Annotated in this window: 27 protein-coding genes and 1 riboswitch; of the genes, 10 read left to right on the top strand and 17 right to left on the bottom strand. The window is 70.2% G+C overall.

Translation table 11 applies throughout. The annotated features are described in order from the left end of the window. Positions 1–65 precede the first annotated feature (65 nt). Positions 66–659, top strand: coding sequence for a TetR/AcrR family transcriptional regulator (locus tag OO67_RS08750; RefSeq protein ID WP_033298511.1), 594 nt, complete (start codon positions 66–68; stop codon positions 657–659). Between the two features lie 22 nt (positions 660–681). Here the strand turns inward: OO67_RS08750 and OO67_RS08745 are convergent, their stop codons facing one another. Both OO67_RS08745 and OO67_RS38930 read right to left on the bottom strand, forming a co-directional pair. Beyond that, positions 682–1014: a hypothetical protein gene (locus OO67_RS08745; RefSeq protein WP_033298510.1), complete on the bottom strand. Its 333-nt coding sequence runs from the start codon at positions 1012–1014 to the stop codon at positions 682–684. 15 nt (positions 1015–1029) lie between these two features. Then, positions 1030–1185 carry a hypothetical protein gene (locus OO67_RS38930; RefSeq protein ID WP_033298509.1) on the bottom strand — a complete coding sequence of 52 codons (156 nt, stop codon included), beginning with the start codon at positions 1183–1185 and terminating at the stop codon, positions 1030–1032. 104 nt (positions 1186–1289) lie between these two features. Between OO67_RS38930 and OO67_RS08735 the strand changes: the two genes are divergently transcribed. Further along, a complete protein-coding gene (locus OO67_RS08735; protein WP_033298508.1) occupies positions 1290–1913 on the top strand; it encodes a TetR family transcriptional regulator in 624 nt (207 codons plus the stop codon). A gap of 10 nt (positions 1914–1923) precedes the next feature. After that, complete coding sequence (locus OO67_RS08730; protein ID WP_033298504.1) at positions 1924–2757, top strand: alpha/beta fold hydrolase; 834 nt, start codon at positions 1924–1926, stop codon at positions 2755–2757. 135 nt (positions 2758–2892) lie between these two features. On the opposite strand, the gene OO67_RS08725 is transcribed toward OO67_RS08730, so the two are convergent. The 10 genes from OO67_RS08725 to OO67_RS08680 all read right to left on the bottom strand — a co-directional run bounded on the left by OO67_RS08725 (position 2893) and on the right by OO67_RS08680 (position 13884). Continuing rightward, a complete protein-coding gene (locus OO67_RS08725; protein ID WP_033298503.1) occupies positions 2893–3759 on the bottom strand; it encodes a thioesterase family protein in 867 nt (288 codons plus the stop codon). A 61-nt stretch (positions 3760–3820) separates the two neighbouring features. Beyond that, complete coding sequence (locus OO67_RS08720) at positions 3821–4492, bottom strand: trimeric intracellular cation channel family protein (protein WP_033298502.1); 672 nt, start codon at positions 4490–4492, stop codon at positions 3821–3823. Positions 4493–4510: 18 nt separating this feature from the next. Beyond that, complete coding sequence (locus OO67_RS08715; protein WP_033298501.1) at positions 4511–5803, bottom strand: ABC transporter ATP-binding protein; 1293 nt, start codon at positions 5801–5803, stop codon at positions 4511–4513. Further along, positions 5800–6888 carry an ABC transporter ATP-binding protein gene (locus OO67_RS08710; protein ID WP_033298500.1) on the bottom strand — a complete coding sequence of 363 codons (1089 nt, stop codon included), beginning with the start codon at positions 6886–6888 and terminating at the stop codon, positions 5800–5802. Before OO67_RS08710 ends, OO67_RS08715 begins: the two co-directional genes overlap by 4 nt. Further along, positions 6885–7874 (bottom strand): ABC transporter permease, encoded by a 990-nt coding sequence (locus tag OO67_RS08705; RefSeq protein WP_033298499.1) that lies wholly within the window; start codon positions 7872–7874, stop codon positions 6885–6887. The genes OO67_RS08710 and OO67_RS08705 overlap by 4 nt, the downstream gene beginning before the upstream one ends. Before the next feature lie 90 nt (positions 7875–7964). Next, positions 7965–9725: an ABC transporter substrate-binding protein gene (locus OO67_RS08700; RefSeq protein ID WP_033298498.1), complete on the bottom strand. Its 1761-nt coding sequence runs from the start codon at positions 9723–9725 to the stop codon at positions 7965–7967. A 44-nt stretch (positions 9726–9769) separates the two neighbouring features. Next, positions 9770–10762 (bottom strand): ABC transporter permease, encoded by a 993-nt coding sequence (locus OO67_RS08695; RefSeq protein ID WP_033298496.1) that lies wholly within the window; start codon positions 10760–10762, stop codon positions 9770–9772. 353 nt (positions 10763–11115) lie between these two features. Continuing rightward, positions 11116–12024 (bottom strand): enhanced serine sensitivity protein SseB C-terminal domain-containing protein, encoded by a 909-nt coding sequence (locus OO67_RS08690; RefSeq protein ID WP_244300098.1) that lies wholly within the window; start codon positions 12022–12024, stop codon positions 11116–11118. Between the two features lie 168 nt (positions 12025–12192). After that, positions 12193–12969: an enhanced serine sensitivity protein SseB gene (locus tag OO67_RS08685; protein ID WP_033298492.1), complete on the bottom strand. Its 777-nt coding sequence runs from the start codon at positions 12967–12969 to the stop codon at positions 12193–12195. Positions 12970–13194: 225 nt separating this feature from the next. Then, positions 13195–13884, bottom strand: a complete 690-nt coding sequence (locus tag OO67_RS08680; RefSeq protein WP_033298490.1) for an AAA family ATPase — start codon at positions 13882–13884, stop codon at positions 13195–13197. 173 nt (positions 13885–14057) lie between these two features. Continuing rightward, positions 14058–14155: riboswitch (glycine riboswitch) on the top strand. Positions 14156–14320: 165 nt separating this feature from the next. Here OO67_RS08680 and gcvT point away from each other — a divergent pair. The 4 genes from gcvT to OO67_RS08660 all read left to right on the top strand — a co-directional run bounded on the left by gcvT (position 14321) and on the right by OO67_RS08660 (position 18736). Continuing rightward, positions 14321–15448, top strand: a complete 1128-nt coding sequence (gcvT, locus tag OO67_RS08675; RefSeq protein ID WP_033298817.1) for a glycine cleavage system aminomethyltransferase GcvT — start codon at positions 14321–14323, stop codon at positions 15446–15448. Positions 15449–15538: 90 nt separating this feature from the next. Continuing rightward, positions 15539–15916 (top strand): glycine cleavage system protein GcvH, encoded by a 378-nt coding sequence (gcvH, locus tag OO67_RS08670; RefSeq protein WP_033298489.1) that lies wholly within the window; start codon positions 15539–15541, stop codon positions 15914–15916. Between the two features lie 18 nt (positions 15917–15934). Further along, the gene (gene glyA, locus OO67_RS08665) at positions 15935–17194 is read left to right on the top strand and encodes a serine hydroxymethyltransferase (RefSeq protein WP_033298488.1); all 1260 of its coding nucleotides are present in this window, start codon (positions 15935–15937) and stop codon (positions 17192–17194) included. 156 nt (positions 17195–17350) lie between these two features. Continuing rightward, positions 17351–18736, top strand: a complete 1386-nt coding sequence (locus OO67_RS08660) for an L-serine ammonia-lyase (RefSeq protein ID WP_033298487.1) — start codon at positions 17351–17353, stop codon at positions 18734–18736. Between the two features lie 170 nt (positions 18737–18906). On the opposite strand, the gene OO67_RS08655 is transcribed toward OO67_RS08660, so the two are convergent. Further along, on the bottom strand, positions 18907–19824 hold the full coding sequence (locus tag OO67_RS08655) for a hypothetical protein (protein ID WP_157841656.1): 918 nt from the start codon (positions 19822–19824) through the stop codon (positions 18907–18909). Between the two features lie 224 nt (positions 19825–20048). On the opposite strand from OO67_RS08655, the gene OO67_RS08650 reads away from it, so the two are divergent. From OO67_RS08650 to OO67_RS08640, 3 genes are read left to right on the top strand one after another with little or no spacing between them, the layout of a single operon-like run. Beyond that, entirely contained in the window at positions 20049–20993 is a 945-nt protein-coding gene (locus OO67_RS08650) for an ABC transporter ATP-binding protein (protein WP_033298484.1), read from the top strand. After that, the gene (locus OO67_RS08645) at positions 20990–21958 is read left to right on the top strand and encodes an ABC transporter permease (protein WP_033298482.1); all 969 of its coding nucleotides are present in this window, start codon (positions 20990–20992) and stop codon (positions 21956–21958) included. The genes OO67_RS08650 and OO67_RS08645 overlap by 4 nt, the downstream gene beginning before the upstream one ends. A gap of 30 nt (positions 21959–21988) precedes the next feature. Further along, entirely contained in the window at positions 21989–22408 is a 420-nt protein-coding gene (locus tag OO67_RS08640; protein ID WP_244300068.1) for a GntR family transcriptional regulator, read from the top strand. A gap of 94 nt (positions 22409–22502) precedes the next feature. Here OO67_RS08640 and OO67_RS08635 read toward each other — a convergent pair whose 3' ends face one another. The 4 genes from OO67_RS08635 to OO67_RS08620 all read right to left on the bottom strand — a co-directional run bounded on the left by OO67_RS08635 (position 22503) and on the right by OO67_RS08620 (position 25525). Continuing rightward, a complete protein-coding gene (locus OO67_RS08635; RefSeq protein ID WP_033298481.1) occupies positions 22503–22718 on the bottom strand; it encodes an EF-hand domain-containing protein in 216 nt (71 codons plus the stop codon). Positions 22719–22802: 84 nt separating this feature from the next. After that, positions 22803–23603 carry a polysaccharide deacetylase family protein gene (locus tag OO67_RS08630; protein WP_033298479.1) on the bottom strand — a complete coding sequence of 267 codons (801 nt, stop codon included), beginning with the start codon at positions 23601–23603 and terminating at the stop codon, positions 22803–22805. A 387-nt stretch (positions 23604–23990) separates the two neighbouring features. Further along, entirely contained in the window at positions 23991–24506 is a 516-nt protein-coding gene (locus tag OO67_RS08625) for an ATP-binding protein (RefSeq protein WP_033298478.1), read from the bottom strand. A 251-nt stretch (positions 24507–24757) separates the two neighbouring features. After that, positions 24758–25525 (bottom strand): enoyl-CoA hydratase/isomerase family protein, encoded by a 768-nt coding sequence (locus tag OO67_RS08620; RefSeq protein WP_033298477.1) that lies wholly within the window; start codon positions 25523–25525, stop codon positions 24758–24760. Positions 25526–25586: the final 61 nt, after the last annotated feature.

Raw genomic sequence — 25586 nt, 5'->3', positions numbered from 1 at the left:
AGAAAATCACTCTAGAAATTCACCGCGGAAGAGCCCGCTTCACGAACCACAGGGACGGCCACTCGATGAGCCCCAAGCAGCATCGCGGCGAAGTCACTTCCGATCTGCTCCTGGACGCCGCGCTGCGCGTGTTCGCCGAGTCCGGCGAACAGGGCCTCACGGTGAACGCCGTCCTCCAGGCCAGCGGCGTCAGCCTGGGCAGCCTCTACCACCACTTCGGCAGTCTCGACGGCCTCATAGGCGCTCTCAGCCACCGCTGGCTGGACCGGCTGCTGGGCGAACTGACCAAGGCCCTGCAGGAGACCGGCACCGCCCGGGAGGGGATCGCCGCCGCTGTACGCGCCTACCTGGCCTTCGTCCAGGAGCATCCGGGCCCCGCGTTGCTCCTGCACTCCCCTCTCGCCGACCGCAAGGGCATGGCACGGGGGAGGGAGTTCCGCGACGCCCAGGAGGCCAGGGTCTCCGAGGTGGCCCGCTGGATCAGGCTCCGCGTCGATTCCGGGGAACTCGCCCCGCTGCCCCCGCCGCTGATCGAGTCCCTCGTCCTGGGCCCCGTCGTCGCCGTGGCCCGTCGGTCACTGTCGGGCATCGAGGACGTGGGCCTCGACGAGGCCGCACGTCTCCTGCCGGAGCGGATCTGGCGGTCGGTTCGCGCGTAGGCCGCCACGACCGCGGGCGCGGTCAGCCGGCCAGGCTCCAGGAGACGGTGCCGTTGCCCGTGACCAGGACCGCGAGGACGACCAGGTCGGCGACCCCGAGGGCCAGGCCCAGCAGGGCCCGGCCGCGGCGGGCGGTGGAGCGGGCGAGGGCGAGGACCGCCATGACGATGGCGACCGGCCCCAGCAGGATGTTCATCACCAGGAGGCCGAGCAGCCCCAGTACGAACGAGGCGACCGCGAGCCCGTCCGCCTCCCGGGCGGCCGGACGGCCCTCGCCGGACGGAGTACCGGCGGAACGGGAATCGCGCGGAGCCGTACGGGGCGCGTCCGTGGTGCGTGCGGTGGTGAGTGCCATGGCGTAGCTCCTTCGTCAGCGGGTACGGCGGGCGAGGCGTTCACGGACTCCGAAGACCGCCAGCCAGAGACCGATCACGGCCGCGGCGGTCAGGGCCACGGGGAGCGGGAGATGCGCGACCGCTCCGAGGACGACCCCCAGCAGGAGCAGGGCGGCGACGAGGACGAACATGTCCGGCCTTTCTGCGAGCTTTGAGAGTACGACTGTTCACTGACTTCGAGTCTAGGACCTTGTACCCCTTCCTGGACTCGGAGAACGGTTGTTTACTGAATGGCATGAGTCACACCACCGGCATCCGCCAGGCCCAGAAGCTGAAGACCCGCCAGGCACTGCTCGACGCCGCCCTTGAGCTGCTGGAGCACCAGAGCCTGAGCAGTCTGGGCCTGCGGGAGGTGACGCGGGCCGTGGGTGTGACCCCGACGGCCTTCTACCGCCACTTCGACGGCACGGCGGCCCTGGGCGTCGCCCTCGTCGAGGAGACCCTGGGGAGCCTGCACGGCATGATCGGCGCGATCCTCGCCGACACGGGGGACAGCGAGGAGCGGCTCGACCGCAGCGTCGACCTGATAACCCGTCACGTCACGGAGCAGCCCGCCCACTTCCGCTTCATCGCCCGGGAGCAGCACGGCGGCGTCGGGCAGGTCCGCGCGGCCATCGCGGCGCAGTTGCGCGGCTTCGCCCTGGAGGTCGCCCAAGTGCTCGGTGCGGAGCCCGAGTCGGCGGGCTGGGACAGGGAGGACCTCCTGATGCTCGGAGGCCTCTACGTCGACCACATGGTGCTCACCGCCTCGGCGCTGCTGGAAGCCGGTCCGGAGGGCGAACAGGAGGTCGTCCGGGTGGCGCGGCGCCGGTTGCGCCTGGTCACGCTGGGCCGGGCCCACTGGCTGGACAGGCCGTAGGGTCGGCGTCATGAGCGACTGGACCCTTGACCGGACCTTCACCAGTTCCTCGGGCGAGGTGCGCTGGGCGGTGCTCGGCCCCGAGCAGGCCCCGCCCGTCGTCCTGGTGCACGGCACGCCCTTCTCCTCGTACGTATGGCGCGGCGTCGCCCGGGGCCTGGCGCAGGACCACCGCGTGTACGTGTGGGACCTGCCGGGCTACGGCGCCTCCGCGCAGCACACCGGCCAGGACGTGACGCTGCGCGCCCAGGCGTGGGTGCTCACCGAGCTCCTCGAACACTGGGGCCTGGACGAACCGGCCGTGGCGGCCCATGACTTCGGGGGCTGCGTAGCCCTGCGCGCCCATCTCCTGCACGACGCCCGCTACCGGCGCCTGGCACTCGTCGACCCGGTGGCGCTGGCCCCCTGGGGCTCGCGGGCCTACCGGCTGCTGGGCGGCCGGGCCGACGTGTTCGGCGAGCTGCCGCCGGACCTGCACCGGGCGCTGGTGACCGAGTACGTCGGCTCGGCCAGCCACCAGGGGCTGCGTCCCGCGGTGCTGGACAGGCTCGTCGCCCCCTGGTGCACGGAGGCCGGGCAGCCCGCCTTCTACCGGCAGATCAGCCAGAACGACCAGCGGTTCACCGACGAGATCCAGCACCGCTACGGGGAGCTGGAGCTGCCCGTCCTGGTGTGCTGGGGTACGGAGGACACCTGGATCCCGGTCGCCCGCGGCCATGAGCTCGCCGGACTGATCCCCGGCGCCGAGCTGCGGCTGATCGAGGGGGCCGGGCATCTCGTCCAGGAGGACGCGCCCGCCGAGCTCACCGCGGCCCTCATCCGTTTTCTGCGTACAGCTCCGTGACCGCGGCCGCGGACGGCGCGTACGGAGGCTTCGAGGCGCCCGGCCGGATCACCGGCCGGAACCAGGCCGCGGGCCCCGAGGAGCGGCAGGGCGGAGAGCGGCGGGCCTGACTTCACCACGCCGTCAGGACGGGTTTCAGCCGCGAGGGGCTCGGGCCAGCTGGCGGGACTGGGCCACGAGGCGGTCGGCGCTGTCCCAGACCTCCGCGTCCTCCTCGAGGAATCCGCCCGCGAGGTTGCGGGTGGTGATGGAGACCCGCAGCGGCCCCGGGGCGGGGCGGCAGCGGATGTGGGTGGTGAGTTCGATGGTGGGCGTCCAGCCCTTCAGCCCCAGCTCGAAGGAGGTCGGGGGCAGCGCGTCCACGGTGAGCAGCAGGGAGAGCGGGTCGGCGTCACGGCCGTCGGCGAGCCCGAACCAGCCCCGCATCTCGCCCTTGCCCGACGGTGCGCCGACGGCCCATCCGACCGTCGCCGGGTCGAGCTTGATGTCGAGCCGTTCGGTGATGGCGGAGCTGCCGGGGATCGGCGCCGTGCCGTCGCTCGCCCCGAGGCACTGCTCCAGGGGCGGCATGACCGGCGGCCGGGCCGACGTACGGATCTCGTCCGTAAGGCCGTCGAGATCACCGTAGGTGGCCAGCACCCGGATGCGTTCGATCTCCGTGCCGTCCTCCGCGAACTGGAAGAGCGAGGCCTCGCCGGTGGAGAGGGTGCGGCCGGCGCGTACGACCTGGGTGCGGATCACCGCGGGTCCCGGGACGGACGCCGTGAGGTAGTGCGCGGAGACCGAGAAGGGGTCGGAGTGCGGGAGCGCCTCGCCGAGGGCACGGCCGAGCATGGCCAGCAGGTAACCGCCGTTGACCGCGTGGATGATCGTCCAGCCCGCGGAGAGTTCCGCGTCGTAGACACCCTCCTCCCGGAGTGTGACGGCGGTGTCGCGGTCGAACTCACTGTCACCGATGGTCGCCTGTACTGCGCGCGACTCCTGCGCTGCTGCCTGTGCCATGGCATGCACCGTACACCGATCGTATTACTGAGCGGTAGCTTTTGCCGCCACATGGTTGCTGTCACATGACGGCCGGGGCCTCCTCCGCCGTGGCCGAGCGCCTGTTGTACGCGCGCGGGGCCCGCCAGTGGAAGCGCATGGCGAACAGCCGCAGGACGAACGCGGTGATCGCGGCGGCGCCGCTCGTGTAGGCGTTGAGTGCCTCGAAACGGATGCAGAGGACCACCATGACCGCACCGACGATCGCGGGCACGGCGTACAGGTCGCGGTCCCAGCGCAGCAGCGAGGGCACCTCGTTCGCCAGGACGTCGCGCAGCACACCGCCGCCGACCGCGGTGGCCAGCCCGAGCGCGGCGGACGAGGTGAGCCCGAGGCCGTATTCGTACGCCTTGATCGTGCCGGACACGCAGAAGAGTCCCAGCCCCGCCGCGTCGAAGACGTTGACGCCGACCTGGATCCGCTCCACGTGCGGATGCAGGAAGAAGACCAGGCCTGCGGCGATCAGCGGGGTCACGAAGTAGCCGAGATCCGTGAACGCCGCCGGCGGGAGCGCGCCGATCATCACATCACGGAAGATCCCCCCGCCCAGCGCTGTCACCTCGGCGAGGACCGCGATGCCGAAGACATCGAAGTTCTTGCGTACGGCGAGCAGGGCGCCCGAGATCGCGAAGACGAAGATTCCGACGATGTCGAGCGCATGCTGGACGGAGGGGGTGAAGAGTTCGTTGAGCACCGGGCAATTGTGCCGGTACTACTCCTTCGCCTTGTCCTCCGCACCCGTGGACGGTGCGGACGCGCCCTTGCCGTCGCTGTCGGGGGCGGGCCCGGAAGACTTCTCCGGCCCCTCCGACGCGGCAGCGGGCTCGGAAGCCTTCCCCGCCTCCGACGCGGCAGCGGGCTCGGAAGCCTTCCCCGCCTCCGACGCGGAGGCCGGCTCCGCGGTGCCCGCCGACTTCACGGTGATGACGTCCGCCACGAGCGGCGCGTCCCCCGGCGCCTGGTCCTCGCCGTTCTCCGGGTGGTGGCACGCCACCTGGTGCCCGGTCTTCAGCTGGAGCAGCGGCGGCTCGGTGGTCTTGCAGATCTGCGTCGCCTTCCAGCACCGGGTGTGGAAGCGGCAGCCGCTCGGCGGCGAGATCGGCGACGGCACGTCGCCCTTGAGCAGGATGCGCTCGCTCTTGGCACCGCGACGGCGCGGGTCCGGCACCGGCACCGCGGACATCAGCGCGTTCGTGTACGGGTGCATCGGCGCCTCGTACAGCGACTTACGGTCCGCCAGCTCGACGATCTTGCCGAGGTACATGACCGCGATCCGGTCCGACACATGGCGGATGACCGACAGGTCGTGCGCGATGATCATGTAGGTGAGCCCGAGCTCCTCCTGGAGGTCGTCCAGCAGGTTCACCACCTGAGCCTGGATCGACACGTCCAGCGCCGAGACCGGCTCGTCCGCGACGACCAGCTTCGGCTTGAGCGCCAGCGCACGCGCGATACCGATGCGCTGGCGCTGGCCGCCCGAGAACTCGTGCGGGTAGCGGTTGTAGTGCTCGGGGTTGAGCCCCACCAGCTCCAGCAGCCGCTGGACCTCCGCCTTCACTCCGCCCTCGGGCTTGACGCCCTGGAGCCGGAACGGGGTTCCGACGATCCCGCCGACCGTGTGGCGCGGGTTCAGCGAGCCGTACGGGTCCTGGAAGATCATCTGGATGTCGCGCCGCATCGGCCGCAGCCGCCCCGCGGACATGTGCGTGATGTCGCGGCCCTGGAACTCGACCTTGCCGCCGGTCGGCTCCAGGAGCCGGGTCACCAGCCGGCCCATGGTCGACTTGCCGCAGCCCGACTCCCCGACGACGCCCAGGGTCTCCCCGGGACGCACGTCGAAGGTGAGCCCGTCCACGGCCTGGACCGCACCGACCTTGCGCTTCAGCACGCCCTTGGTGATCGGGAAGTGCTTGACCAGGCCGTCGACCTTGAGGAGCGGCTCGGAACCGGACCCGTCCGACCCGGCCGCGGCGGGCGCGGGAGTCTTCTTGTTCAGATCAGTCACAGCTTCGGCGCAATCTCTTCGGTCCAGATCCGGTCGCGCTGCTCACGCGACATGTGGCACGCGGAGTAGTGCCCGTCGCTGACCTGCTGCAGCTCCGGGCGCTCGGTGCGGGTGATGTTGTCCGGCGGGACGTCGGCGTACGGACAGCGGGGGTGGAAGGCGCAGCCCGACGGGACGTTGATGAGGCTGGGCGGCGAGCCCTTGACGGGGATGAGCCGCTCGGTCTGCTCCCGGTCGATGCGCGGCATCGAGCCGAGCAGGCCCCAGGTGTAGGGGTGCTGGGGCTCGTAGAACACCTTCTCGGCGCTGCCGCGCTCGATGCAGCGTCCCGCGTACATCACGAGCAGGTTGTCCGCGATCTCGGCGACGACACCGAGGTCGTGGGTGATCATGACGACCGCGGAGCCGAACTCCTTCTGCAGGTCGCGGATGAGGTCGAGGATCTGCGCCTGGACGGTGACGTCGAGGGCGGTCGTCGGCTCGTCGGCGATGAGCAGCTGGGGGTTGTTGACCAGGGCCATCGCGATCATCGCGCGCTGGCGCATGCCGCCGGAGAACTGGTGCGGGTAGTCCTCGTACCGACGGTGCGGCTCGGGGATCCCGACGCGGTCCAGCATCTCGATGGCGCGCTTCTTGGCGGTCTTCTTGTCGACCTTGTTGTGGACCCGGTGGGCCTCCACGATCTGCGCGCCGATGCTGTAGTACGGGTGCAGGGCGGACAGCGGGTCCTGGAAGATCATGGCCATCTTCTGGCCGCGCAGGGCTCGTACGCGCTCGGGGCCGGCGCCGATCAGCTCCTCGCCGTCGAGCCAGATCTCACCGCCGATCCGGGCGCGCTCCGAGGTGTGCAGGCCCATGATCCCCAGCGAGGTCACGGACTTGCCGGAGCCGGACTCGCCGACGATGCCGAGGGTCTGACCGGCCTTCAGGTCGAAGCTGACGCCGTCGACGGACTTGACCAGACCGTCGTCGGTGTCGAAGTGGACGCTGAGGTTGCGGACGGACAGGAATTCCTTGCCGTCGCCGGACCGCGGTGCCGGAACGGTGTCCGCCGCCGGGGAGTCCTTCTTGATTGCGTCGCTCATGAGAGCCTCACCCGGGGGTCGATCGCGGCGTACACGAGGTCCACCAGCAGGTTGCAGATGACGATGAAGAAGGCGGCGACCAGGGTCACGCCCATCACCTTGGGCAGGTCGGCGGTGGTGACGCCCTGGATGGCGAAGGCACCCAGCCCCTGGAAGGAGAAGACGCGTTCGGTGATGACCGCACCGCCGAGCAGCAGCGCGAAGTCCATGCCGAAGATGGTGACGAGCGGGGTGAGCGCCGAGCGCAGACCGTGCTTGACGACCACCTTGCGTTCCTTGAGGCCCTTGGCCCGCGCGGTTCTGATGTAGTCCTCGCCCATCGTCTCCAGCATCCCGGCCCGGGTGAGCCGGGCGTAGAGCGCGGAGTAGAGCAGGGCGAGAGTGCACCAGGGCAGGACCAGACTGCCCGCCCAGGCGATCGGATCGTCCGCGAACGGGACGTACTCACCGTTGCCGAACAGCGCCAGCACGACGAGGCCGGTGAAGAACATCGGCAGCGACACACCGGCGAGGGCGACGCCCATGGAGAGGCGGTCGAAGAACGAGCCCCGCTTGAGCGCGGAGAGGACGCCGATCGCGACACCGGAGACGACCCAGATGACAGCGGCACCGACGGCCAGCGACAGCGTGACCGGGACGCGGTCGACGAGCTGCGGCCAGATCTCGGTGTGGGTCTTGAAGGAGTACCCGAAGCACGGGGCGTTGCAGGTGACCGGGTCGGGGCCGAACTGGTACTCGGCGCCTACGACGATGCCCTTGACGAAGTTCCAGTACTGCATGTAAAGGGGCTGGTCGAGCCCCAGGTTCTTCTTGACCGCCGCGATGACGTCGGGGTCGGGACTCTTCCCGACGTACTGGGCGGCCATCGAGTCGAGGGTCTGCCCGCCGAGGCGGGGCACCAGGAAGAAGATCGCGAACGTGACTGCGCTGACCACCAGCAGCAGCAACACCGCGGCGAATACGCGTCGGATGATGTACGCAGCCACAGCCGTGCGGCGCCGGGCGGACGGACGGGGTACGCCCGCCGGCCCGGCGCCTTCACCTGCCTTTCAAGGGATGCTGTTGATGAACAGGTGTTACTTGGTCGAGGTCATGAGCACGTAGTCGTACATGCCGAGGTACGCGTCGGTGACCGTGACGTTCGCCGCGGAGTCCGGGCGGTAGAGCAGGTTCTTGCGGTAGACGAGGGGAACGAGGGAGGCGTTCTCCATGACCTTCTGGTCGACCTCGCCCCACGCGGCGTTACGCGCCGTGGTGTCCACCGTGCCGATGCCCTTGACGAGGAGGTCGTTGACCACCTTGTCGTTGAGCTCCATCAGGTTCGTGCCACCGGACGGCTTGATGGCCGATCCGTTCACGATCTGGTCGAGGAAACCGAAGCCGGTCGGCCAGTCGGCACCCCACTGCATCATCATCATGCCGGCGTTGTTCTTGTGGACCCACGCGGGGACACCCGCGAAGTCCGTGAAGTACTTGTCCGACGGGAACTGCTTGATCTCGGCGGTGATGCCGATCGCCTTCAGGCTGCCCTGGAGCTGCGTGGCGGCGGTGATCTCGTCAGGACGGTCGGAGCGCGCCGTCAGCGTGGTCTTGAAGCCCTTGGGCTGACCGCACTTGGTCAGGTGCTCCTTCGCCTTGGCGACGTCGCCCTTGCTGCCCGCGGACGGGTACAGGTCGAACTTCTTGTAACCGGCGACGGTCGGCGGGATGACCGTGCTGGCCGGGTCACCCTTGACCGAGCCACCGATCGAGTCGATCAGGCTCTGCTTGTCGACCGCGTACTGAACGGCCTTGCGGCACTCGACGTTGTCGAACGGCTTCACGTTGACGTTCAGCGCCATGTACTGCAGGGCGCCGGCGTACGGGTTGTCCGTCTTCGCCTTCTCCGAGCCCTTGACCAGGACCTTGGGCTGCGTCTTGGACTGCAGACCCGTGCCCGCGACGTCGGCGGTGCTCACGTCGTTGAGCAGGTGGTCGTCGACCGTGGTGGGGTTGACGTTGAGCTTCAGCTCGATCTTGTCCGGCAGCGCCTTGCGGATCGGGTCCGTCTTCGGGTCCCACTCCGGGTTCCGGACGAGCGTCGCACCCTTGCTCTCGTCGTACGCCGAGAACTTGTACGGGCCGGACGAGACCATCTTCTGGACGTAGCTGGCGCCCGTGTCGGCCTTCTGCGGGACCGGAGCGGTCTGCGAGAAGGCGGCGAGGTAGTCCATGTCCGCGAACGGCTTGTTCAGCTTGAAGACGATCGTGTGGTCGTCCGGGGTCTCGATGGACTTGAGGCCCCCGGCGGACTTGTCCTTGTACGGACCCTTGTACTTGTCGCCGCCCTCGAGGTAGGCCTTGAAGTACGTCGGACCGTTGGACAGGGCCTCCGGCGCGAAGTTGGAGCGCTCGACGGCGTACTTGACGTCCTTCGAGGTGATCTCGGTGCCGTCCTCGAACTTCACGCCCTTGCGGATCGTGTACGTCCAGGTCTTGGCGTCCGGGCTGGCCTTGCCGAGGCTCGTGGCCAGGTCGGGGACGACCTGCAGGCTCTCCTTGCCGGCGGCCGGCTTGAAGGTCACCAGCGAACGGGCGTACAGGCGGGAGAAGTTCTGCACCCAGCCGTAGTACGTGTTGCCCGGGTCGAGGGAGTCCGGGCCACTGGAGTGCTCGTACGTGACCGTCCCCCCCTTCTTGTCGGTCGTGTTGACGATGCTCGTCAGAGCCGCGTCCGCCTTGGCGTTGCCCCCACCGCCGTTGGCGTCACTGCCCGAGTCACCGCCGCTGCAGGCCGACGCGCCGAGCGACACCGCTACGGCCACGGCTATGGCCGCTGCTGTCTTTCTGTTCTGCATGCTGAGGAAAGCCCCCTCGCTAGTCCGGTGCGGCGCTGCCGCGATTACTTGCCACGAGGGTCGAGTGCGTCGCGCAGCCCGTCCCCCAGCAGATTGAAGGCCAGCACGGTGATGAAGATCGCCATGCCGGGGATGACCATGAACATCGGGTCCACCTCGTAGAGGTCGACCGCCTGCGTGAGCATGCCGCCCCAGGACGCCTGCGGCGGTGCGATACCGACGCCGAGGAACGACAGGGAGGCCTCGAAGAGGATGTTCGTGGGGATCAGCAGCGTCGCGTACACGAGGATCGGCGCGATCAGGTTCGGCAGCAGCTCGCGGAAGAGGATGAACGGGCCACGTGCACCCAGCGACCTGGCGGCCTCGACGAACTCACGCTCGCGCAGCGACAGGGTCTGCGCACGGACGATGCGGCCGATGTAGGGCCAGCTGAAGAAGCCGATCACGAAGATCAGGACCGCGATCCGGAGGGTGAGCCCCTCCATCCCGAACGCCTCACCCTGCAGGGAGGCGGAGATGGAGATCGCGAAGAGCAGCAGCGGGAACGCCAGGAAGGTGTCCATCAGCCGGCTGATGAAGCTGTCGACCCAGCCGCCGTAGAACCCGGCCACGACGCCCATGACGACGCCGATGACCACGGAGAGCAGCGTGGAGCCGACGGCGACCACGAGGGAGACCCAGGAGCCTTCGAGGATGCGCGCCAGGATGTCGCGTCCGGTCTGCGGTTCGACTCCGAGGGGGTGGTCCCAGCTGATCCCGCCGAGTGCGCCCTTGGGCGCCAGCATGACCGGGTCGACCAGGCTCTGGTTGAACGCGTTGGGGTCCAGCCCGAGCAGCGACTGCAGCGGCTTGGACAGTACGGCGGTGAGGATGAGCAGCACGACAACGATGCCACCGGCCATCGCGGCCTTGTCCCGCTTGAAGCGCGTCCAGGCGATGCGGCCGAGCGAACGGCCCTCGATCTCCTTGCGCCCGGCGCCTTCCAGCACCGTTTCGGGCCGCGCATCCGCCCCGGTGGTCTCGATCGGTGCCGTCATTGCGCTGGAGACCCCTCTCGGCCGACGGTGGCCGGCCTGTGACCGCCGCTGTAGCGGCTCTAACAAAATATGACAGATGTGATCATGCCCTACCGAACTCACATGTTTGAACAAGGGGTTCGCCGGGCATGGAGGACCTGCTGTGTGGAGTCTTCAACCACTTTGCGATCACCCGCCAGACCTGACGGGGAATGTTTGCATAAACGTGATGCTGCCAACGGGCTTCCGCTATCCGGACAGCTGTGCTTTCTGAGCGGACCTCTCGGGCACTAATCCGCTATAACGGGCAAGGCACCCAACAGCGTTGACATCGCCATCAACCGCCCTCCCCCAGGGCGCGCGCTGACGCCCCCTCAGTATGCGTGCGGGGTGGGGCCGGTCGTCGGCGGGTAGCCGTAACCCGGCACCGCGGGGGCGGGGGCGTGCGCCTCGCGGTCGTAGAAAGGCCGGGAGTTGGCGTTCAGCCACATCGCCACGGGGTCGTACTCGTCGGACAGCGAGACCGTGGAGACGGGCAGCCCGTCGGGAACCACGCCGATCGACTGCTGCATCATCGCGCGGACGGCGTCGACGGACGGCCGGCCCGTGTCGTAGAGGTCGAGCCCGATCGCGAGGTACGGAACGCCGAGCGCGGGCTGCACCCAGGCGCGGCGCAGTGCGCGGACGGCGGGGGTGCGGTGGGCGTTCTGCGACAGCAGGGCGTAGAACTGCGGGATCTCGACGGCGGGTTCGGAGAGCCGCAGCGGCCCCGCGGGCATCCGGTCGAGGCCGGTGGCGATGCGGCGCAGGTCCAGCCAGGGGATGCCCACGCCGCCGCCGGGGGCGTGCGGATTGAGCCAGATGCCCCAGCGGTCGGGGAAGAGGGCGCGGGCGACGTCGCGCCCCGTGGTCACCTCATGGGCCCTGTTCCAGCCACTGGCCGAGAGCTCCTGGGCCGAGGTCACGCACGGGGCGTAGCCCGCGCCGTCGACCTCCATGTTGCCGTACTGGGCGTCGGGGGAGCCCGCCGTGCCGTGCCAGAGCAGCATCCAGACCTGGCCGTCCGCCAGGGACCGCAACAGCGCCTCGTACGCGTCGAGGCGCCCGGGGGTCACTTGGCGAAGCGTGTGCTCGACCGTCCCCCAAGCTCTCGAATCCTCCCCCACTCTCGAATCCTCCCCCACTCTCGACTCCGCTCGAGCGGGGGGACCCCCATGAGCGGGGGGACCCCCATGAGCGGGGGGACCCCCATGAGCAGGGGATACCCCGTCGGCCGCCCCCATGCCTGACGCACTCACCCTGGGTCCCGCCCCTCTTCGATCCGCTGTTCCCGCATGCTCACGGTGCTGTGGTGCCACTCCCGGGCACACGGGGCGGCCTCGTCATCCAACCAGCTTATGCGCCGCCCCCGACACCGGCTCGGCGCCACGTGGCTGCCGGGGCTTCCGCTCTCAGTACCCCTCACGCCGGTAGAACGGGCGGACCCTCTCCAGCATCCAGTCGCCCACCGGGTCCTGCGCGATGTCGAGCAGGACGAGATTGACCGGCCAGGGCACCTGGACCCGGCCGAGGGCGCGGCCCAGCGCGTCCAGTGGGACGCTCTGCGCCACGGCGTCCCACACGGCGAACTCGACGCCGACGAAGAGGACGGGGCTGTCACCCTCGATGCTGGCCAGCACCCTGCGCGCGGTGCTCACCACACCGGTCTCCCGGAATTCGGCGGACACCGCGGAGAGGAAGTCGACGGGCTCCTCCTTCCAGTCCGGCTCGTACAGCCGCACCCTGCCGCCGCTCGCGGGGCCGTCCAGCGGGGTGCGGCCGGCCCTGCAGAGCTCGGCGACCGCGGGCGGAGGCAGGGGCACTCCGACGGCACCGCCCGGGTTCACCGCCACACCTACCTGCGGGGGAAGCCCACGGGCGAAGTCCCGTGCGGGCGCGACGGTGAACGAGAGGCGGGAGCCGACGACCTCGAGGAACTGGGCTTCCGAGCTGAACACGGGGACGTACGCGCCGCCGTCGATGTCGATCGTCGGCAGGTCGAGGTCGGCGCTGTCGGGCCCGCCGCCGTTCGGCAGGGGCACCCACACCAGACTGCGCCCGAGCACCTCGACCAGCCTGCCGCCCGCCCCGGGCACGCCGAGCGAGGCGCTGAGCACTTCTTCGAGCTCGTTGGCCGGCCATCCCTGCGACGGGTGCGACGGAGCCTGGCCCTGAGCCGGAATGTCCACGGTGTCTGTATCCCTTTCTCGCCATGCTGTGCGGCTGAAACCTTAGACCGGCACACCCCACGAGCGCAGTGCAGCGGGCGCCGGGCCCACCGCACCGTCCAGATTCCGGACAGCCCCCGGGAGGCCTGCGAACTGTGCGTATGCGAACGGTGACGCGTCGGGCCAGGCCGGCGGCGTGCCGGAGACCCGCGCGCGGGGCTCCTGCCGGAGCAGGCCGCGCGGGGCCTACTCCTGCGGGGGCCGCGCCTCCGGGAACGAGATCCGGCCGATCGCCGCCGCCGTCTCCCGGTCGAGCAGCACCGCCGAGGCGCACCCCGGCGGCAGCAGGCCGCTCTCGGTGTCGCGCAGCAGCCGGCCCACCGCGCGGCGGTGCCGGGCGAACGCGTATCCGGACACCCCGCGACCCCGCTCCCGCTGCCCCTGCCTGGCGACCTGGGGGGTGACGTCGAGCAGGACGAGGTGCAGGGCGCTGCCCCGGCGCCGGGCCTCACGTGCGAGCCAGCGCCGCACCCAGGCCTGCGTGCCGCAGTCGTGGACGACGACGGACCCGCCCGACCGCAGGGCCCTCCACAGCCCGGCGTAGTGCGCGGCGCGCACCAGAGGGCGGTAGAGGGCGTACGGGAGTAATCCGGGCAGAGCGGCCGCCCAGCGGTCCCTCGTGTCCTGGGAGTCGATCGCGTGCTCGTGGACCGCCCGCCGGATCAGCGTCGACTTCCCGCTGCCCGGCAGCCCCGAGACCACCACCACATCACCCGCCGCGAAGTCCAGGCCGTCCGGCCCGCGACCGCCCCCGCCCCGCAGATCACGCACCATCGGAGCATGCCCGCCCGTCAGCTCCCGGGCGGGCACGCCCGACTGCTGGGGCATCGCACCGCGTGCCGCCCCCGCGGTAGTCGCGTAGCGCTGCAACGTCATCGCCTTCCCCCTGCCGAGTCACCCACTGACCTGCTCAAGAAGTGTAAAGAAAAGGTAATGCGGCACAACCGCTTCCACCCGTACGTGTCGGGACCGGTACCGGTCAGGACCGGGACGCCCCACTCTCCCTCAATGCGTGCGATGATGACCCCGCCAACTGCATACCGGCCGTTTGAATCCGCGCGGGAGAGTCCCGGTCACCGTGTGCGCCGGGCGCCGAAGGAGCAAGTTCCTCCCTTGAATCTCTCAGGCCCCGTACCGCGTGGATGAGGCAGATCTGAAAAGCGGGCCGCTGCGCGGCCCCACCCAAGGTGCAAGCCGACCCTGACGGGGCCACCCGTCAGGACCCTTTCAGGGGCTTTCGGCGAACCTCTCAGGTTCCGATGACAGATGGGGAGGGAACCACCCCCTGTCGTCATGCCCTGGAGCCATGTCCATGAGCACTGCCCCGAGCGCCGCCCCCCGTCGCACCGCCCTCGACGCCCTGCACCGGTCGCTGGGCGCGACCATGACCGACTTCGCCGGCTGGGACATGCCGCTGCGGTACGCCAGCGAGCGCGACGAGCACAACGCCGTACGCACCCGGGCCGGCCTGTTCGACCTGTCGCACATGGGTGAGATCACCGTCACCGGCCCGCAGGCGGCGGCCTTCCTGAACCACGCACTGGTCGGCAACATCGCCACGGTGGGCGTGGGCCGGGCCCGTTACACGATGATCGTCGCGGAGGACGGCGGGATCCTGGACGACCTGATCGTCTACCGCCTGGGCGAGACGGAGTACCTGGTCGTCGCCAACGCGGGCAACGCCCAGCTCGTCCTGGACACCCTCACCGAGCGCGCCGGGAACTTCGACACCGAGGTGCGGGACGACCGCGACGCGTACGCGCTGCTGGCCGTCCAGGGACCCGACTCCCCGGCCGTACTGAAGTCGGTCACGGACGCCGACCTGGACGGGCTGAAGTACTACGCCGGACTCCCCGGAACGGTCGCCGGTGTCCCCGCGCTCATCGCCCGTACGGGCTACACCGGCGAGGACGGCTTCGAGCTCTTCGTGGCCCCCGCCCACGCCGAGCGGCTGTGGAAGGCCCTCACCGAGGCCGGCGCGCCGTACGGCCTGATCCCCTGCGGGCTCTCCTGCCGCGACACGCTCCGCCTGGAGGCGGGCATGCCGCTGTACGGGCACGAGCTGACCACCGCGCTGACGCCCTTCGACGCGGGCCTCGGGAGGGTCGTGAAGTTCGAGAAGGAAGGCGACTTCGTCGGCCGCGAGGCGCTGTCGGCCGCGGCCGAGAGGGCGGAGACCGCACCGCCGCGCAAGCTCGTCGGCCTGGTCGCCGAGGGCCGCCGGGTGCCGCGCGCCGGTTACCCCGTCGTCGTCGGCGGCGAGGTCGTCGGGGAGGTCACCTCGGGTGCGCCGTCCCCCACCCTGGGCAAGCCGGTCGCCATGGCCTACGTGGACGCGGCGCACGCCGCGCCCGGCACCGAGGGCGTCGGGGTCGACATCCGGGGCACGCACGAGCCGTACGAGGTCGTGGCGCTGCCCTTCTACAAGCGCCGTAAGTGACACCGCGCTCCGCGCACGTGACGCATTCGTGTCTCACACCGTAAGACCACCGTTCATCAGCACTCCCCCGCGTACAGGAGAATTCAGGTCATGAGCAACCCCCAGCAGCTGCGGTACAGCAAGGAGCACGAGTGGCTGTCGGCCCTCGAGGACGGCGTGGCCACGGTCGGTATCACCGAGTACGCGGCCAACGCGCTCGGTGACGTCGTCTACGCCCAGCTCCCGGAGGTCGGTGACACGGTGACCGCGGGCGAGACCTGCGGTGAGCTGGAGTCGACCAAGTCGGTCAGCGACCTGTACTCGCCGGTGACCGGCGAGGTGACCGCGGCCAACCAGGACGTCGTGGACGACCCGTCGCTGGTGAACTCCGCCCCCTTCGAGGGCGGCTGGCTGTTCAAGGTGCGCGTCGCGGAGGAGCCGAACGACCTTCTCTCCGCCGACGAGTACACCGCGTTCTCCGGCAACTGAGACCTTAGGGACCCACTGATGTCGCTTCTCAACTCCTCCCTCCACGAGCTGGACCCGGACGTCGCCGCCGCCGTCGACGCCGAGCTCCACCGCCAGCAGTCCACCCTCGAGATGATCGCCTCGGAGAACTTCGCTCCGGTCGCGGTCATGGAGGCGCAGGGCTCCGTCCTCACCAACAAGTACGCCGAGGGCTACCCCGGCCGCCGCTACTACGGTGGCTGTGAGCACGTCGACGTGGTCGAGCAGATCGCGATCGACCGCATCAAGGCGCTGTTCGGCGCCGAGGCCGCGAACGTCCAGCCGCACTCGGGTGCCCAGGCGAACGCCGCCGCGATGTTCGCGCTGCTGAAGCCGGGCGACACGATCATGGGTCTGAACCTTGCCCACGGCGGTCACCTGACCCACGGCATGAAGATCAACTTCTCCGGCAAGCTCTACAACGTGGTCCCGTACCACGTCGACGACACCGGTGTCGTGGACATGGCCGAGGTCGAGCGCCTGGCCAAGGAGTCGAAGCCGAAGCTCATCGTGGCCGGCTGGTCCGCCTACCCCCGCCAGCTGGACTTCGCCGCCTTCCGCCGCATCGCGGACGAGGTCGGCGCGTACCTGATGGTCGACATGGCGCACTTCGCGGGCCTGGTCGCCGCGGGCCTGCACCCCAACCCGGTGCCGCACGCCCACGTCGTCACGACCACCACGCACAAGACCCTCGGCGGTCCGCGCGGTGGCGTGATCCTGTCGACGCAGGAACTCGCCAAGAAGATCAACTCGGCGGTCTTCCCCGGTCAGCAGGGTGGCCCGCTGGAGCACGTGATCGCGGCCAAGGCCGTCTCCTTCAAGGTCGCGGCGACCGAGGAGTTCAAGGAGCGCCAGCAGCGCACCCTGGACGGTGCCCGCATCCTCGCCGAGCGTCTGGTGCAGCCGGACGTCACCGAGGTGGGCGTGTCCGTCCTCTCCGGCGGCACGGACGTCCACCTGGTCCTGGTCGACCTGCGCAACTCCGAGCTGGACGGCCAGCAGGCCGAGGACCGGCTCCACGAGCTGGGCATCACCGTCAACCGGAACGCCATCCCGAACGACCCGCGGCCCCCGATGGTCACCTCGGGTCTGCGCATCGGTACGCCGGCGCTGGCCACCCGTGGCTTCCAGGCCGAGGACTTCACCGAGGTCGCCGAGATCATCGCGGCCGCGCTGAAGCCCACGTACGACGCGGACGACCTCAAGGCCCGCGTGATCGCGCTGGCCGAGAAGTTCCCGCTGTACCCCGGCGTCAAGTAGTCACCCGCAATTTGCACGCAGGGTGGGGGCACCGCGCACACTGAACACAGTGAGCCCGGTGCCCCCACCCCTTTGCCCCGCGCTCCCGGGCCCACCGGCCCGTCCCCGCACCACCCGGCGGACAACGACGTCCACCAACGCCTTAGGAGTACTCCCGTGGCCCTCTCGGTCTTCGACCTCTTCTCGGTCGGCATCGGCCCGTCCAGCTCCCACACGGTCGGCCCGATGCGCGCGGCCCGCATGTTCGCCCGCCGCCTCAAGAACGAGGGCCTGCTGGCCCACACCGCCTCGATACGGGCCGAGCTGTACGGCTCGCTCGGCGCGACCGGCCACGGACACGGCACCCCCAAGGCCGTCCTGCTGGGCCTGGAGGGCGAGTCGCCCCGCACGGTCGACGTCGAGGGCGCCGACGCCCGCGTCGAGGAGATCCGGGCCTCGGGGCGCATCAATCTGCTCGGCATGCACGACATCCCCTTCGACGCCGACGAGCAGCTGGTCCTGCACCGGCGCAAGGCTCTCCCGTACCACGCCAACGGGATGACGGTCCTCGCGTACGACAGGGACGGCGCCCCGCTCCTGGAGAAGACGTACTACTCGGTGGGCGGCGGCTTCGTCGTCGACGAGGACGCGGTGGCCGGCGAGAATCCGATCGTCCCGGACGACACCGTCCTCAAGCACCCCTTCCGCACCGGCGACGAGCTGCTGAGGCTCGCCCGGGAGACCGGGCTGTCGATCTCCTCGCTCATGCTGGAGAACGAGAAGGCATGGCGGACCGAGGACGAGATCCGGGCCGGTCTGCTGGAGATCTGGCGTGTCATGCAGGCCTGCATCGCACGCGGCATGTCCCGGGAGGGCATCCTGCCCGGCGGGCTGAAGGTACGCCGCCGGGCCGCCAACTCGGCCAGGCAGCTGCGCGCGGAGGGCGACCCCCAGACGCTCGCGATGGAGTGGATCACCCTCTACGCGATGGCCGTCAACGAGGAGAACGCCGCCGGGGGCCGAGTCGTCACCGCCCCCACCAACGGCGCGGCGGGCATCATCCCCGCCGTCCTGCACTACTGGATGAACTTCGCCGCGGGCGGCTGCACCGAGGCCGAGAAGAACGACAGCGTGGTCCGCTTCCTGCTGGCCGCCGGCGCCATCGGCATGCTCTTCAAGGAGAACGCCTCCATCTCCGGCGCCGAGGTCGGCTGCCAGGGCGAGGTCGGCTCCGCCTGCTCCATGGCCGCGGGCGCCCTCGCCGAGGTCCTCGGAGGCTCTCCCGAGCAGGTGGAGAACGCCGCCGAGATCGGCATGGAGCACAACCTGGGCCTGACCTGTGACCCGGTCGGCGGTCTGGTCCAGATCCCGTGCATCGAGCGCAACGGCATGGCGGCGGTCAAGGCCGTCACGGCGGCCAGGATGGCACTGCGCGGCGACGGCAGCCACAAGGTCTCCCTGGACAAGGTCATCAAGACGATGAAGGAAACCGGGGCGGACATGAGCGTGAAGTACAAGGAGACGGCGCGCGGCGGGCTCGCGGTGAACATCATCGAGTGCTGAGAGAAGAGGGAGCCCGGCCCGTGTGGCCGTGACCCCCCTTTCCGCGGCGCCCCCGTGCCACCCGTGCACACGGGCCGGCCCGCGGTCGCCCGCACGCCCCCGTTCACCGGCGGGACGGCCGGCCCCGCGTACGCACGACATGGCCGCGGGGCCGGTGCGAGTCCGGCGGGTCAGGCGTAGTGGTGGATGGTTCCCCGCAGCGCCGGCTCAGCGCCTTCGCAGTGCTGCACGAAGGTGAGCGCGAGCCCCGTGATCTGTCCGGAGCCGTCGGTGGCGAGCTTCTGCACGGTGAACTCGCCGTTGCTGTGGTTGCACCCGCCGAGACCGCTCACATCGAGGGTCGCCGCACCGTCCTCGCCCATACGGTCCGCCTGGTACGTGCGGCCCGGCTCCAGCGACTCCCCAGCGGGAGCGGCGACGAGGGCACCCCAGTTCTGCCGCAGACCGCTCACCCGGTAGTCGATGATCCCGTCGGGAGTGCCGTCGAGGTGGAACACGGCGGTGCCGCCGGTGAACGTCTGGCTGCGGCCCTGCCCCACGTACTCCCCGGGCTCACTGGCGTAGGAGAACGACAGCGGGAGAGCGCGGTACTTCACCGTGCCGCGCAGCGCAGGGGCATCCGGGTCCTCGCACCGCTGGACGTACGAGGCGTCCAGCAGCGTGATGGCGCCGGTTCGGTCGGTGTCGATCTGGTTGATGGTGTACTGCCCGTGGACGATGTTGCAGGCTCGTCCGTCACCGCTGACGGCGAGTCCCGGGGCACGTCCCGACGGGCCCGGCGCCCTTTCGGCGTTCCGGAAGACACCGGGCGTGAGCGTGTCCCCGGCGGGTGCCTGCATCTCGACGCGCCAGGAGACGTCGGGCGTCTCGACGACCATGGTCGCGTACGTCGCGTCGCCTTCCACCCGGATGTCCGCGGCCGGGGCACGGTACGCCGACGTGGCTCCCTGACCCACCCAGTCACCCGGCTCACTGCGCTGCGTGTAGGCGGTGACCGGAACCGGCTGGCCGGCCGCCGCCTGCACCGTCGGTGCCGCCCACATCACGCAGGCGCCGACCGCCCCCACCACCACGCTGAAGGCCGTCATCCCGCGCAGAACGCGGCGGATTCTGAACCGCAGAAGCCTCATGTTCCCCACCCCTCACTCACACATCCGACCGAACAGGCCCTCGATTACCCGCAGTCGGGCAGAACATGCCGGGACCGGAGAAGACAGGGGGTGCACTCGGGGCCCGGGAGCCCGCGCTTGACAGTCCCAGCCGGGAATGACCATGATTCCATTAGTTGACTAATGGAATTGAGGCGAGGCGCGTGGCCGAGACGAGCAATCCGGGCGGCAGCCCGGGCACATGGGCGCTGGAGGCCTACGGGCTGGGGAAGCGCTACCGGCGTGGCTGGGCGCTGCGCGACTGCTCCTTCCGGCTGCCGGCCGGACGGATCTGCGGCCTGGTCGGGCCCAACGGCGCCGGGAAGAGCACCCTGCTGGGACTGGCGTCCCGTCAGATCAAGCCGACGGAGGGCGATCTGCGTGTGTTCGGGAAGCCGGTGGGCGACCCCGAGGTGATGCCGCGCTTCGCCTTCCTCGGACAGAGCAAGCCGATGTTCAAGCGGTTCACCGTGGCGGAGACCCTGCGGATGGGCAGCGAGCTCAACCCGGGCTGGGACGCGGCGGCGGCGGAGCGGATCGTACGTTCGGGCAGAGTGCCGATGGACGCCGCGGTCGGGACCCTCTCCGGCGGGCAGCGCACCCGGGTCGCCCTCGCGCTGGCCTTCGGCAAGCGCCCGGACCTGCTGCTCCTCGACGAACCGATGGCGGATCTCGACCCGCTGGCCCGCGACGAGATGAGCACCCTGCTGATGGCCGAGGCCGTCGAGCACGGCACCACGGTGCTGATGTCCTCACACATCCTGGCCGAACTGGAGGACATGTGTGACTACTTACTGGTCGTCGCCGACGGGCGGATCCGGATGGCGGGCGACGCCGACGCGCTGGTCCCCGCTCACGCCCTGGTGACCGGGCTGACCAGGGACGGGGACCTGCCCCCCGCTCTCGCCCGCCACACGGTCATCGAGAAGCGCGTGCAGGGACGGCAGTTCCAGGCCATGGTGCGGCTCGACGGTCCGCTGTCCGGCGACTGGCAGCTGTCCGAGCCCAGCCTGGAGGAAGTGCTGCTCGCGCATCTGCGCTCGCCGGACGCACCCGCGCTGTACACGCCAGGCGCGCAGATCGAGACCCACGGGAGCATGACCGCATGAGCACCACGCCGACCGGCGCACCCGCCGCGCGCACCGCCCGTCCCAGGGTGCTGCGCGGGCTGACCTGGCTGGTCCTGCGCCAGCACCGGACCGCGCTGGGCTGCATCGCCGCCCTGGTGGTGCTCGGTTCCCTCTGGATCGTGTACCAGCGCGGCCAGCTGATCGACCTGCTCGCCGCGGCGGGCTGGCCGGGGAAGACGGTGCCGCAGCCCGTCGTGGGCGAGGGCTACCGCAATCTCACCTCCCTGCTGGGCCTGCTGCCCGGGATCCTCGCCGTTTTCCTCGGGGCCCCGCTGATCGCCGCCGACCAGGAGCAGGGCACCGCGCAGCTCGTCACCACGCAGTCCGTGACGCGCCGCCGCTGGCTCGTCGCGAAGCTCGGCTGGTGCCTGCTGATCACCCTGGTGGCCTGCTCGGTGCTCTCCGCGGTCTTCACCTGGTGGTGGCGGCCCTACCGTTCGGTCCTTCCCGACATATGGATGGACACGTCGGTCTTCGACACCACGGGCCCCGTGCTCCCCGCACTGGCCCTGTTCCTCACCGCGGCCGGCATCACGATCGGCGTCCTGGTGCGCCGGGTCCTCGCCTCGATGGTGGTCACCTTCGTGTTCTGCGTGGCCGCGCAGGCGGCCTGGGGCATGTTCCGGGACCACCTGGGAACGCCGCGCACGGTCACGTATCCGCTGAACGCCGACTTCCCCGCGCACCTCGCCGACGCGTACGAAGTGGACCGCTGGGTCGGCAGCGCCGACGGGCAGCTCCACGGGTGGGGTTCGTGCGCCGAGGCGACCGAGAAGGCCACGAACGCCTGCATCGAGGAGAAGGGCATCGTCAACAACGTCTTCGAGTACCTGGATCACGGCCAGATGGCCGCCATGCAGTGGACCGGTGCCGGCATCCTGCTGGCCGGCGCCGTCGCGCTGACCGCGTTCTCCCTGTGGTGGGCCTCCCGGCGCCCCCTGTAGGACCGCCGCCGTCGTCTACGTAAAGTGTCAATGATCGAGCGGAAGGTGATGTCCGTGGTCGTGTTCCGCATCGACCGGCGCAGCGGGGTGGCGACGTACCTCCAGATCGTCCGGCAGGTCGAACAGGCGCTGCGCATGGGCGCGCTGGAGGAGGGTGACCGGCTGCCCACCGCCGCGCAGGTCGCCGCCACCACCAAGGTCAACCCGAACACGACGCTCAAGGCCTACCGGGAGCTGGAGCGTGCCGGGCTCGCGGAAGTGCGCCAGGGGGCGGGGACGTTCATCACCCGCACCCTCACCGAGCCGGGCTCGGGCCCCGAGTGGCCACTGCGCACGGCGCTGAGCGAGTGGCTGCACCAGGCACGCGACGAGGGCCTCGGCGGCGAGGAGGTCCAGGCCCTGTTCCGGGCCTCCTTCGAGGCCGTCTATCCGTCCGGCCCGGAGAGCTGAGCGCCCGGCCCTCCCGGGGCACGGCGACGGCGGTGGGTCCGAGACCCTCCGCGGAGTCGAAGGGCCGGACCGCCGTCCGCCGGACCCGTGCGGGTCAGGCCTTGTTCTGCGAGGCCCAGAACTCGTCGAAGGTGAGCTCGCCGTCGCCGTTGCCGTCGTGGGCGTTGATGACGGCCTGGGCGACCGTCTCGGTGACATAGGGGTCACCGAGCTGCGCCATCGCGCTCTTGTACTCCGCGGCCGTTATGCTGCCGTCGCTGTTCTGGTCGAAGCGCTCGAATGCCTTGCGTGCCGACTCGATGTCCGCCACTGTTCCGCCCCTTCGTTAAGCGTCGTTGACGGAGGTCAGATTATCCGGCGCCCATGTCGGCGGCTCCGGCGGCCGAGGCGGACATCAGGTCAGCAACTCCGTCGCGGTCACCGCGCGCAGTTGACGCCGTCCCATCTCGGCGAGGAGGAGGGGCAGCGCGGCGACGGTGTCCCGGTAGCCGAAGTGCAGGCTCACCACCGAACCGTTGCGGAGTTCGCCGGCGACCTTGCGCGTCACGGCCGCGACCCCCGGCGAGGTGAAGTCGAGGGATTCGACGTCGTAGGAGAGGACGTGCGGATATCCGGCCCGCCGCGCGAGTCCCTGGACGAGCGGGGTGGCGTACCGGGCACGAGAGGGCCTGAACCAGGTACCGATCGAACCGGTGAGCCGGTACAGGCTCCGGGCGCAGCCGGTGATCTCCTCGTACGCCCGCGCCTCGTCCATCGCGTTCACGTCGAGGTGGGCCCGGGTGTGGTTGCCGAGCTCGTGGCCGCCGTCCAGGATCCGGCGGGCCATGCCGGGGTGCCGGTCGAGCCAGGTGCCCACGGCCAGGACGGTGAGGCGGGCGCCGGCCCTCTCGGCTTCGGCGAGGGCGGCGTGAGCCAGGACGGGATCACCCTGGCCGTGGAAGGTGAGGGCGACGCGGGGGCGGTCGCGGGGACCGTGCTCGATCTGGACCGGCCGCCCTGGGAAGCGGCGTGGGACGGCCGCCGGCCGCACCGCGCCATGGGCGCTCGGGGCGCCGTCACCGCTCCGCGCCCCCGGGGCCGGGGGCCGCGGGGTCCCGCCGGGCGCGCAGCCCACGGCGGAGGTGCCCGCGAGGAGCGCTCCGGTCGCCGCTCGCAGGGCGCTGCGGCGGGACACCGGTGTCCAGCGACTGTCCATGGCCGTCCACCTCGCGGGTCGGTTCGGGTGCCGTCCTCCCGAGACGCGAGACAGACTAGGACGAATCGCACGGGAATCCGTGAGTGTCCGAACTTGATCACTCCAGGAGGTGATCAATGAATTACCGAGCGAAGTCGATAAAAGGTCGAAGAATGCCAGGCGCGTGACCCATCACACCTGCGATTCACCACCCTAATATAATGATCCATGCCGAATTGCCCGTTAAGCGGCTTTGTCTCCGGGGTCGCCCGTCTGCCATAGTCGGAGGCACGACCTCCTCCGACCCGAGCCAGGTCCCACGTGCGGCCGTGGACACACCCCCCATGCCACGGCCCCCTCAGAAGCCCCCGCCGCGCCTCACCCAGGCCGACCGGGGGCTTCTGCGTGTCAGCGGTCCCCGGTGCGCATCTCGAACCAGGTGGTCTTGCCGCGGGGCAGGAGGTCTACGCCCCACCGGTCGGAGAGCTTGTCGACCAGGAAGAGACCTCGCCCGCTGACGTCCATCTCCCCGACCGGCATCAGACACGGCAGCCCGCGCGAGGGATCACGCACCTCGATCCGCACCCAGCCGCGACGGCGCAGCATGCGCAGACCGAAGACCCTCGCACCGGTGTGCCGGACGGCGTTGCCCACGAGCTCGGAGACCAGTAACACACCGTACTCGGCGGTCTGCGGGGGCAGCTGCCACTGACGCAGCATCACGCACGAGGTGATCCGGCGGGCGGTGGCGGCGGACTCCGGGCGGGAGGGCAGCCGGACTTCCCCCTCCGTCGGATTTCCGAACAACTCCAGCGCCTTGAACGCCTGTTCGTCTTCGACGGCAGACGTCCAGCGCGCCGCTGTCGCGCTGCTGCGCGGTCGCGGCTGTTCCACACCCTCCAGGCCCGCCATGCTCACCATCATGGCCGGAGAGAACGCACTCCGTGACCGTTCCGTCAGAATCCCTCTCCCGGAACCAGTCCTTCCGGGCCGGTTCCCCGGCATATGCCAGGGGCAGAACGGAGGTCCGCGCAGCCGTGCCCACCTGCGGCGACGGAGTGCGGCCGGGTAATTGCACAAACGGACCGGACGCTGGACCTTAAGGTTCTCTTAAGGTCCAGCTGAACCGCCCGCACGGATGAACGTGCGCGCCTGTGTACGCGACTCACATCCGGTCAGACGAACTCGGCCTTGCCCGGACCCTCCTCCACGAAGCTGCGCATCCCCCGCTCCCGGTCCTCGGTGGCGAACAGGCCCGCGAACCAGTTCCGCTCGATCGTCAGCCCGGTGTCGATGTCCGTCTCCAGTCCGGCGTCCACGGACTCCTTGGCCGCCCGCAGCGCCAGGGCGGGCCCCTTGGCCAGCCGGGCGGCCCAGGCGTGCGCCTGCTCGTACACCTCGGCGGCGGGGACCACACGGTCCACCAGGCCCAGCGACAGGGCCTCCTCGGCCCTCACCTGACGGCCCGTGAAGATGAGGTCCTTGGCCTTGGACGGGCCCACCAGCCGAGCCAGGCGCTGGGTGCCGCCGGCCCCGGGAATCAGCCCCAGCAGGATCTCCGGCTGGCCGAGCTTCGCGTTGTCCGCGGCGATTCTGAAGTCGGCGCAGAGAGCCAGTTCGCAGCCACCGCCCAGGGCGTAGCCGGTGACGGCCGCGACCACGGGCTTGGGGATGCGGGCCACCGCGGTGAAGGCTTCCTGCAGCGCCCTGGAGCGTACGACCATCGCCGTATGGTCCATCGCCTGCATCTCCTTGATGTCCGCACCCGCCGCGAACACCTTCTCGCCGCCGTAGAGGATCACCGCCCGCACGTCGTCCCGCCGGCCCGCCTCCTCGGCGAGTTCCCGCAGCCGGTCCTGGACGGCGACGTCCAGGGCGTTCATCGGCGGGCGGTCCAGCCTGATCGTGCCGACGCTGTCGCTTACTTCGAGGGTTACGGTCATGGGGAGCAGGTTAACCAGGACTAACGCCGAAGGGCCCGGTGCCGTTGGTCACAGCACCGGG

The sequence above is a fragment of the Streptomyces atroolivaceus genome, assembly GCF_000717025.1.
GTDB classification, from domain to species: domain Bacteria; phylum Actinomycetota; class Actinomycetes; order Streptomycetales; family Streptomycetaceae; genus Streptomyces; species Streptomyces atroolivaceus.
Note: the sequence above shows the minus strand (reverse complement) of the source record. Positions and strands in the feature narration are given on the sequence as shown.

Excerpts from the sequence above, each read along its gene's own strand:
- OO67_RS08750 (WP_033298511.1), top strand. The coding sequence starts at position 66 with ATGAGCCCCAAGCAGCATCGCGGCGAAGTCACTTCCGATCTGCTCCTG.
- OO67_RS08745 (WP_033298510.1), bottom strand. The coding sequence starts at position 1,014 with ATGGCACTCACCACCGCACGCACCACGGACGCGCCCCGTACGGCTCCG.
- OO67_RS38930 (WP_033298509.1), bottom strand. The coding sequence starts at position 1,185 with ATGTTCGTCCTCGTCGCCGCCCTGCTCCTGCTGGGGGTCGTCCTCGGA.
- OO67_RS08735 (WP_033298508.1), top strand. The coding sequence starts at position 1,290 with ATGAGTCACACCACCGGCATCCGCCAGGCCCAGAAGCTGAAGACCCGC.
- OO67_RS08730 (WP_033298504.1), top strand. The coding sequence starts at position 1,924 with ATGAGCGACTGGACCCTTGACCGGACCTTCACCAGTTCCTCGGGCGAG.
- OO67_RS08725 (WP_033298503.1), bottom strand. The coding sequence starts at position 3,759 with ATGGCACAGGCAGCAGCGCAGGAGTCGCGCGCAGTACAGGCGACCATC.
- OO67_RS08710 (WP_033298500.1), bottom strand. The coding sequence starts at position 6,888 with ATGAGCGACGCAATCAAGAAGGACTCCCCGGCGGCGGACACCGTTCCG.
- OO67_RS08700 (WP_033298498.1), bottom strand. The coding sequence starts at position 9,725 with ATGCAGAACAGAAAGACAGCAGCGGCCATAGCCGTGGCCGTAGCGGTG.
- OO67_RS08695 (WP_033298496.1), bottom strand. The coding sequence starts at position 10,762 with ATGACGGCACCGATCGAGACCACCGGGGCGGATGCGCGGCCCGAAACG.
- OO67_RS08690 (WP_244300098.1), bottom strand. The coding sequence starts at position 12,024 with ATGGGGGCGGCCGACGGGGTATCCCCTGCTCATGGGGGTCCCCCCGCT.
- OO67_RS08680 (WP_033298490.1), bottom strand. The coding sequence starts at position 13,884 with ATGACGTTGCAGCGCTACGCGACTACCGCGGGGGCGGCACGCGGTGCG.
- gcvT (WP_033298817.1), top strand. The coding sequence starts at position 14,321 with ATGAGCACTGCCCCGAGCGCCGCCCCCCGTCGCACCGCCCTCGACGCC.
- gcvH (WP_033298489.1), top strand. The coding sequence starts at position 15,539 with ATGAGCAACCCCCAGCAGCTGCGGTACAGCAAGGAGCACGAGTGGCTG.
- glyA (WP_033298488.1), top strand. The coding sequence starts at position 15,935 with ATGTCGCTTCTCAACTCCTCCCTCCACGAGCTGGACCCGGACGTCGCC.
- OO67_RS08655 (WP_157841656.1), bottom strand. The coding sequence starts at position 19,824 with ATGACGGCCTTCAGCGTGGTGGTGGGGGCGGTCGGCGCCTGCGTGATG.
- OO67_RS08645 (WP_033298482.1), top strand. The coding sequence starts at position 20,990 with ATGAGCACCACGCCGACCGGCGCACCCGCCGCGCGCACCGCCCGTCCC.
- OO67_RS08640 (WP_244300068.1), top strand. The coding sequence starts at position 21,989 with ATGATCGAGCGGAAGGTGATGTCCGTGGTCGTGTTCCGCATCGACCGG.
- OO67_RS08630 (WP_033298479.1), bottom strand. The coding sequence starts at position 23,603 with ATGGACAGTCGCTGGACACCGGTGTCCCGCCGCAGCGCCCTGCGAGCG.
- OO67_RS08625 (WP_033298478.1), bottom strand. The coding sequence starts at position 24,506 with ATGATGGTGAGCATGGCGGGCCTGGAGGGTGTGGAACAGCCGCGACCG.
- OO67_RS08620 (WP_033298477.1), bottom strand. The coding sequence starts at position 25,525 with ATGACCGTAACCCTCGAAGTAAGCGACAGCGTCGGCACGATCAGGCTG.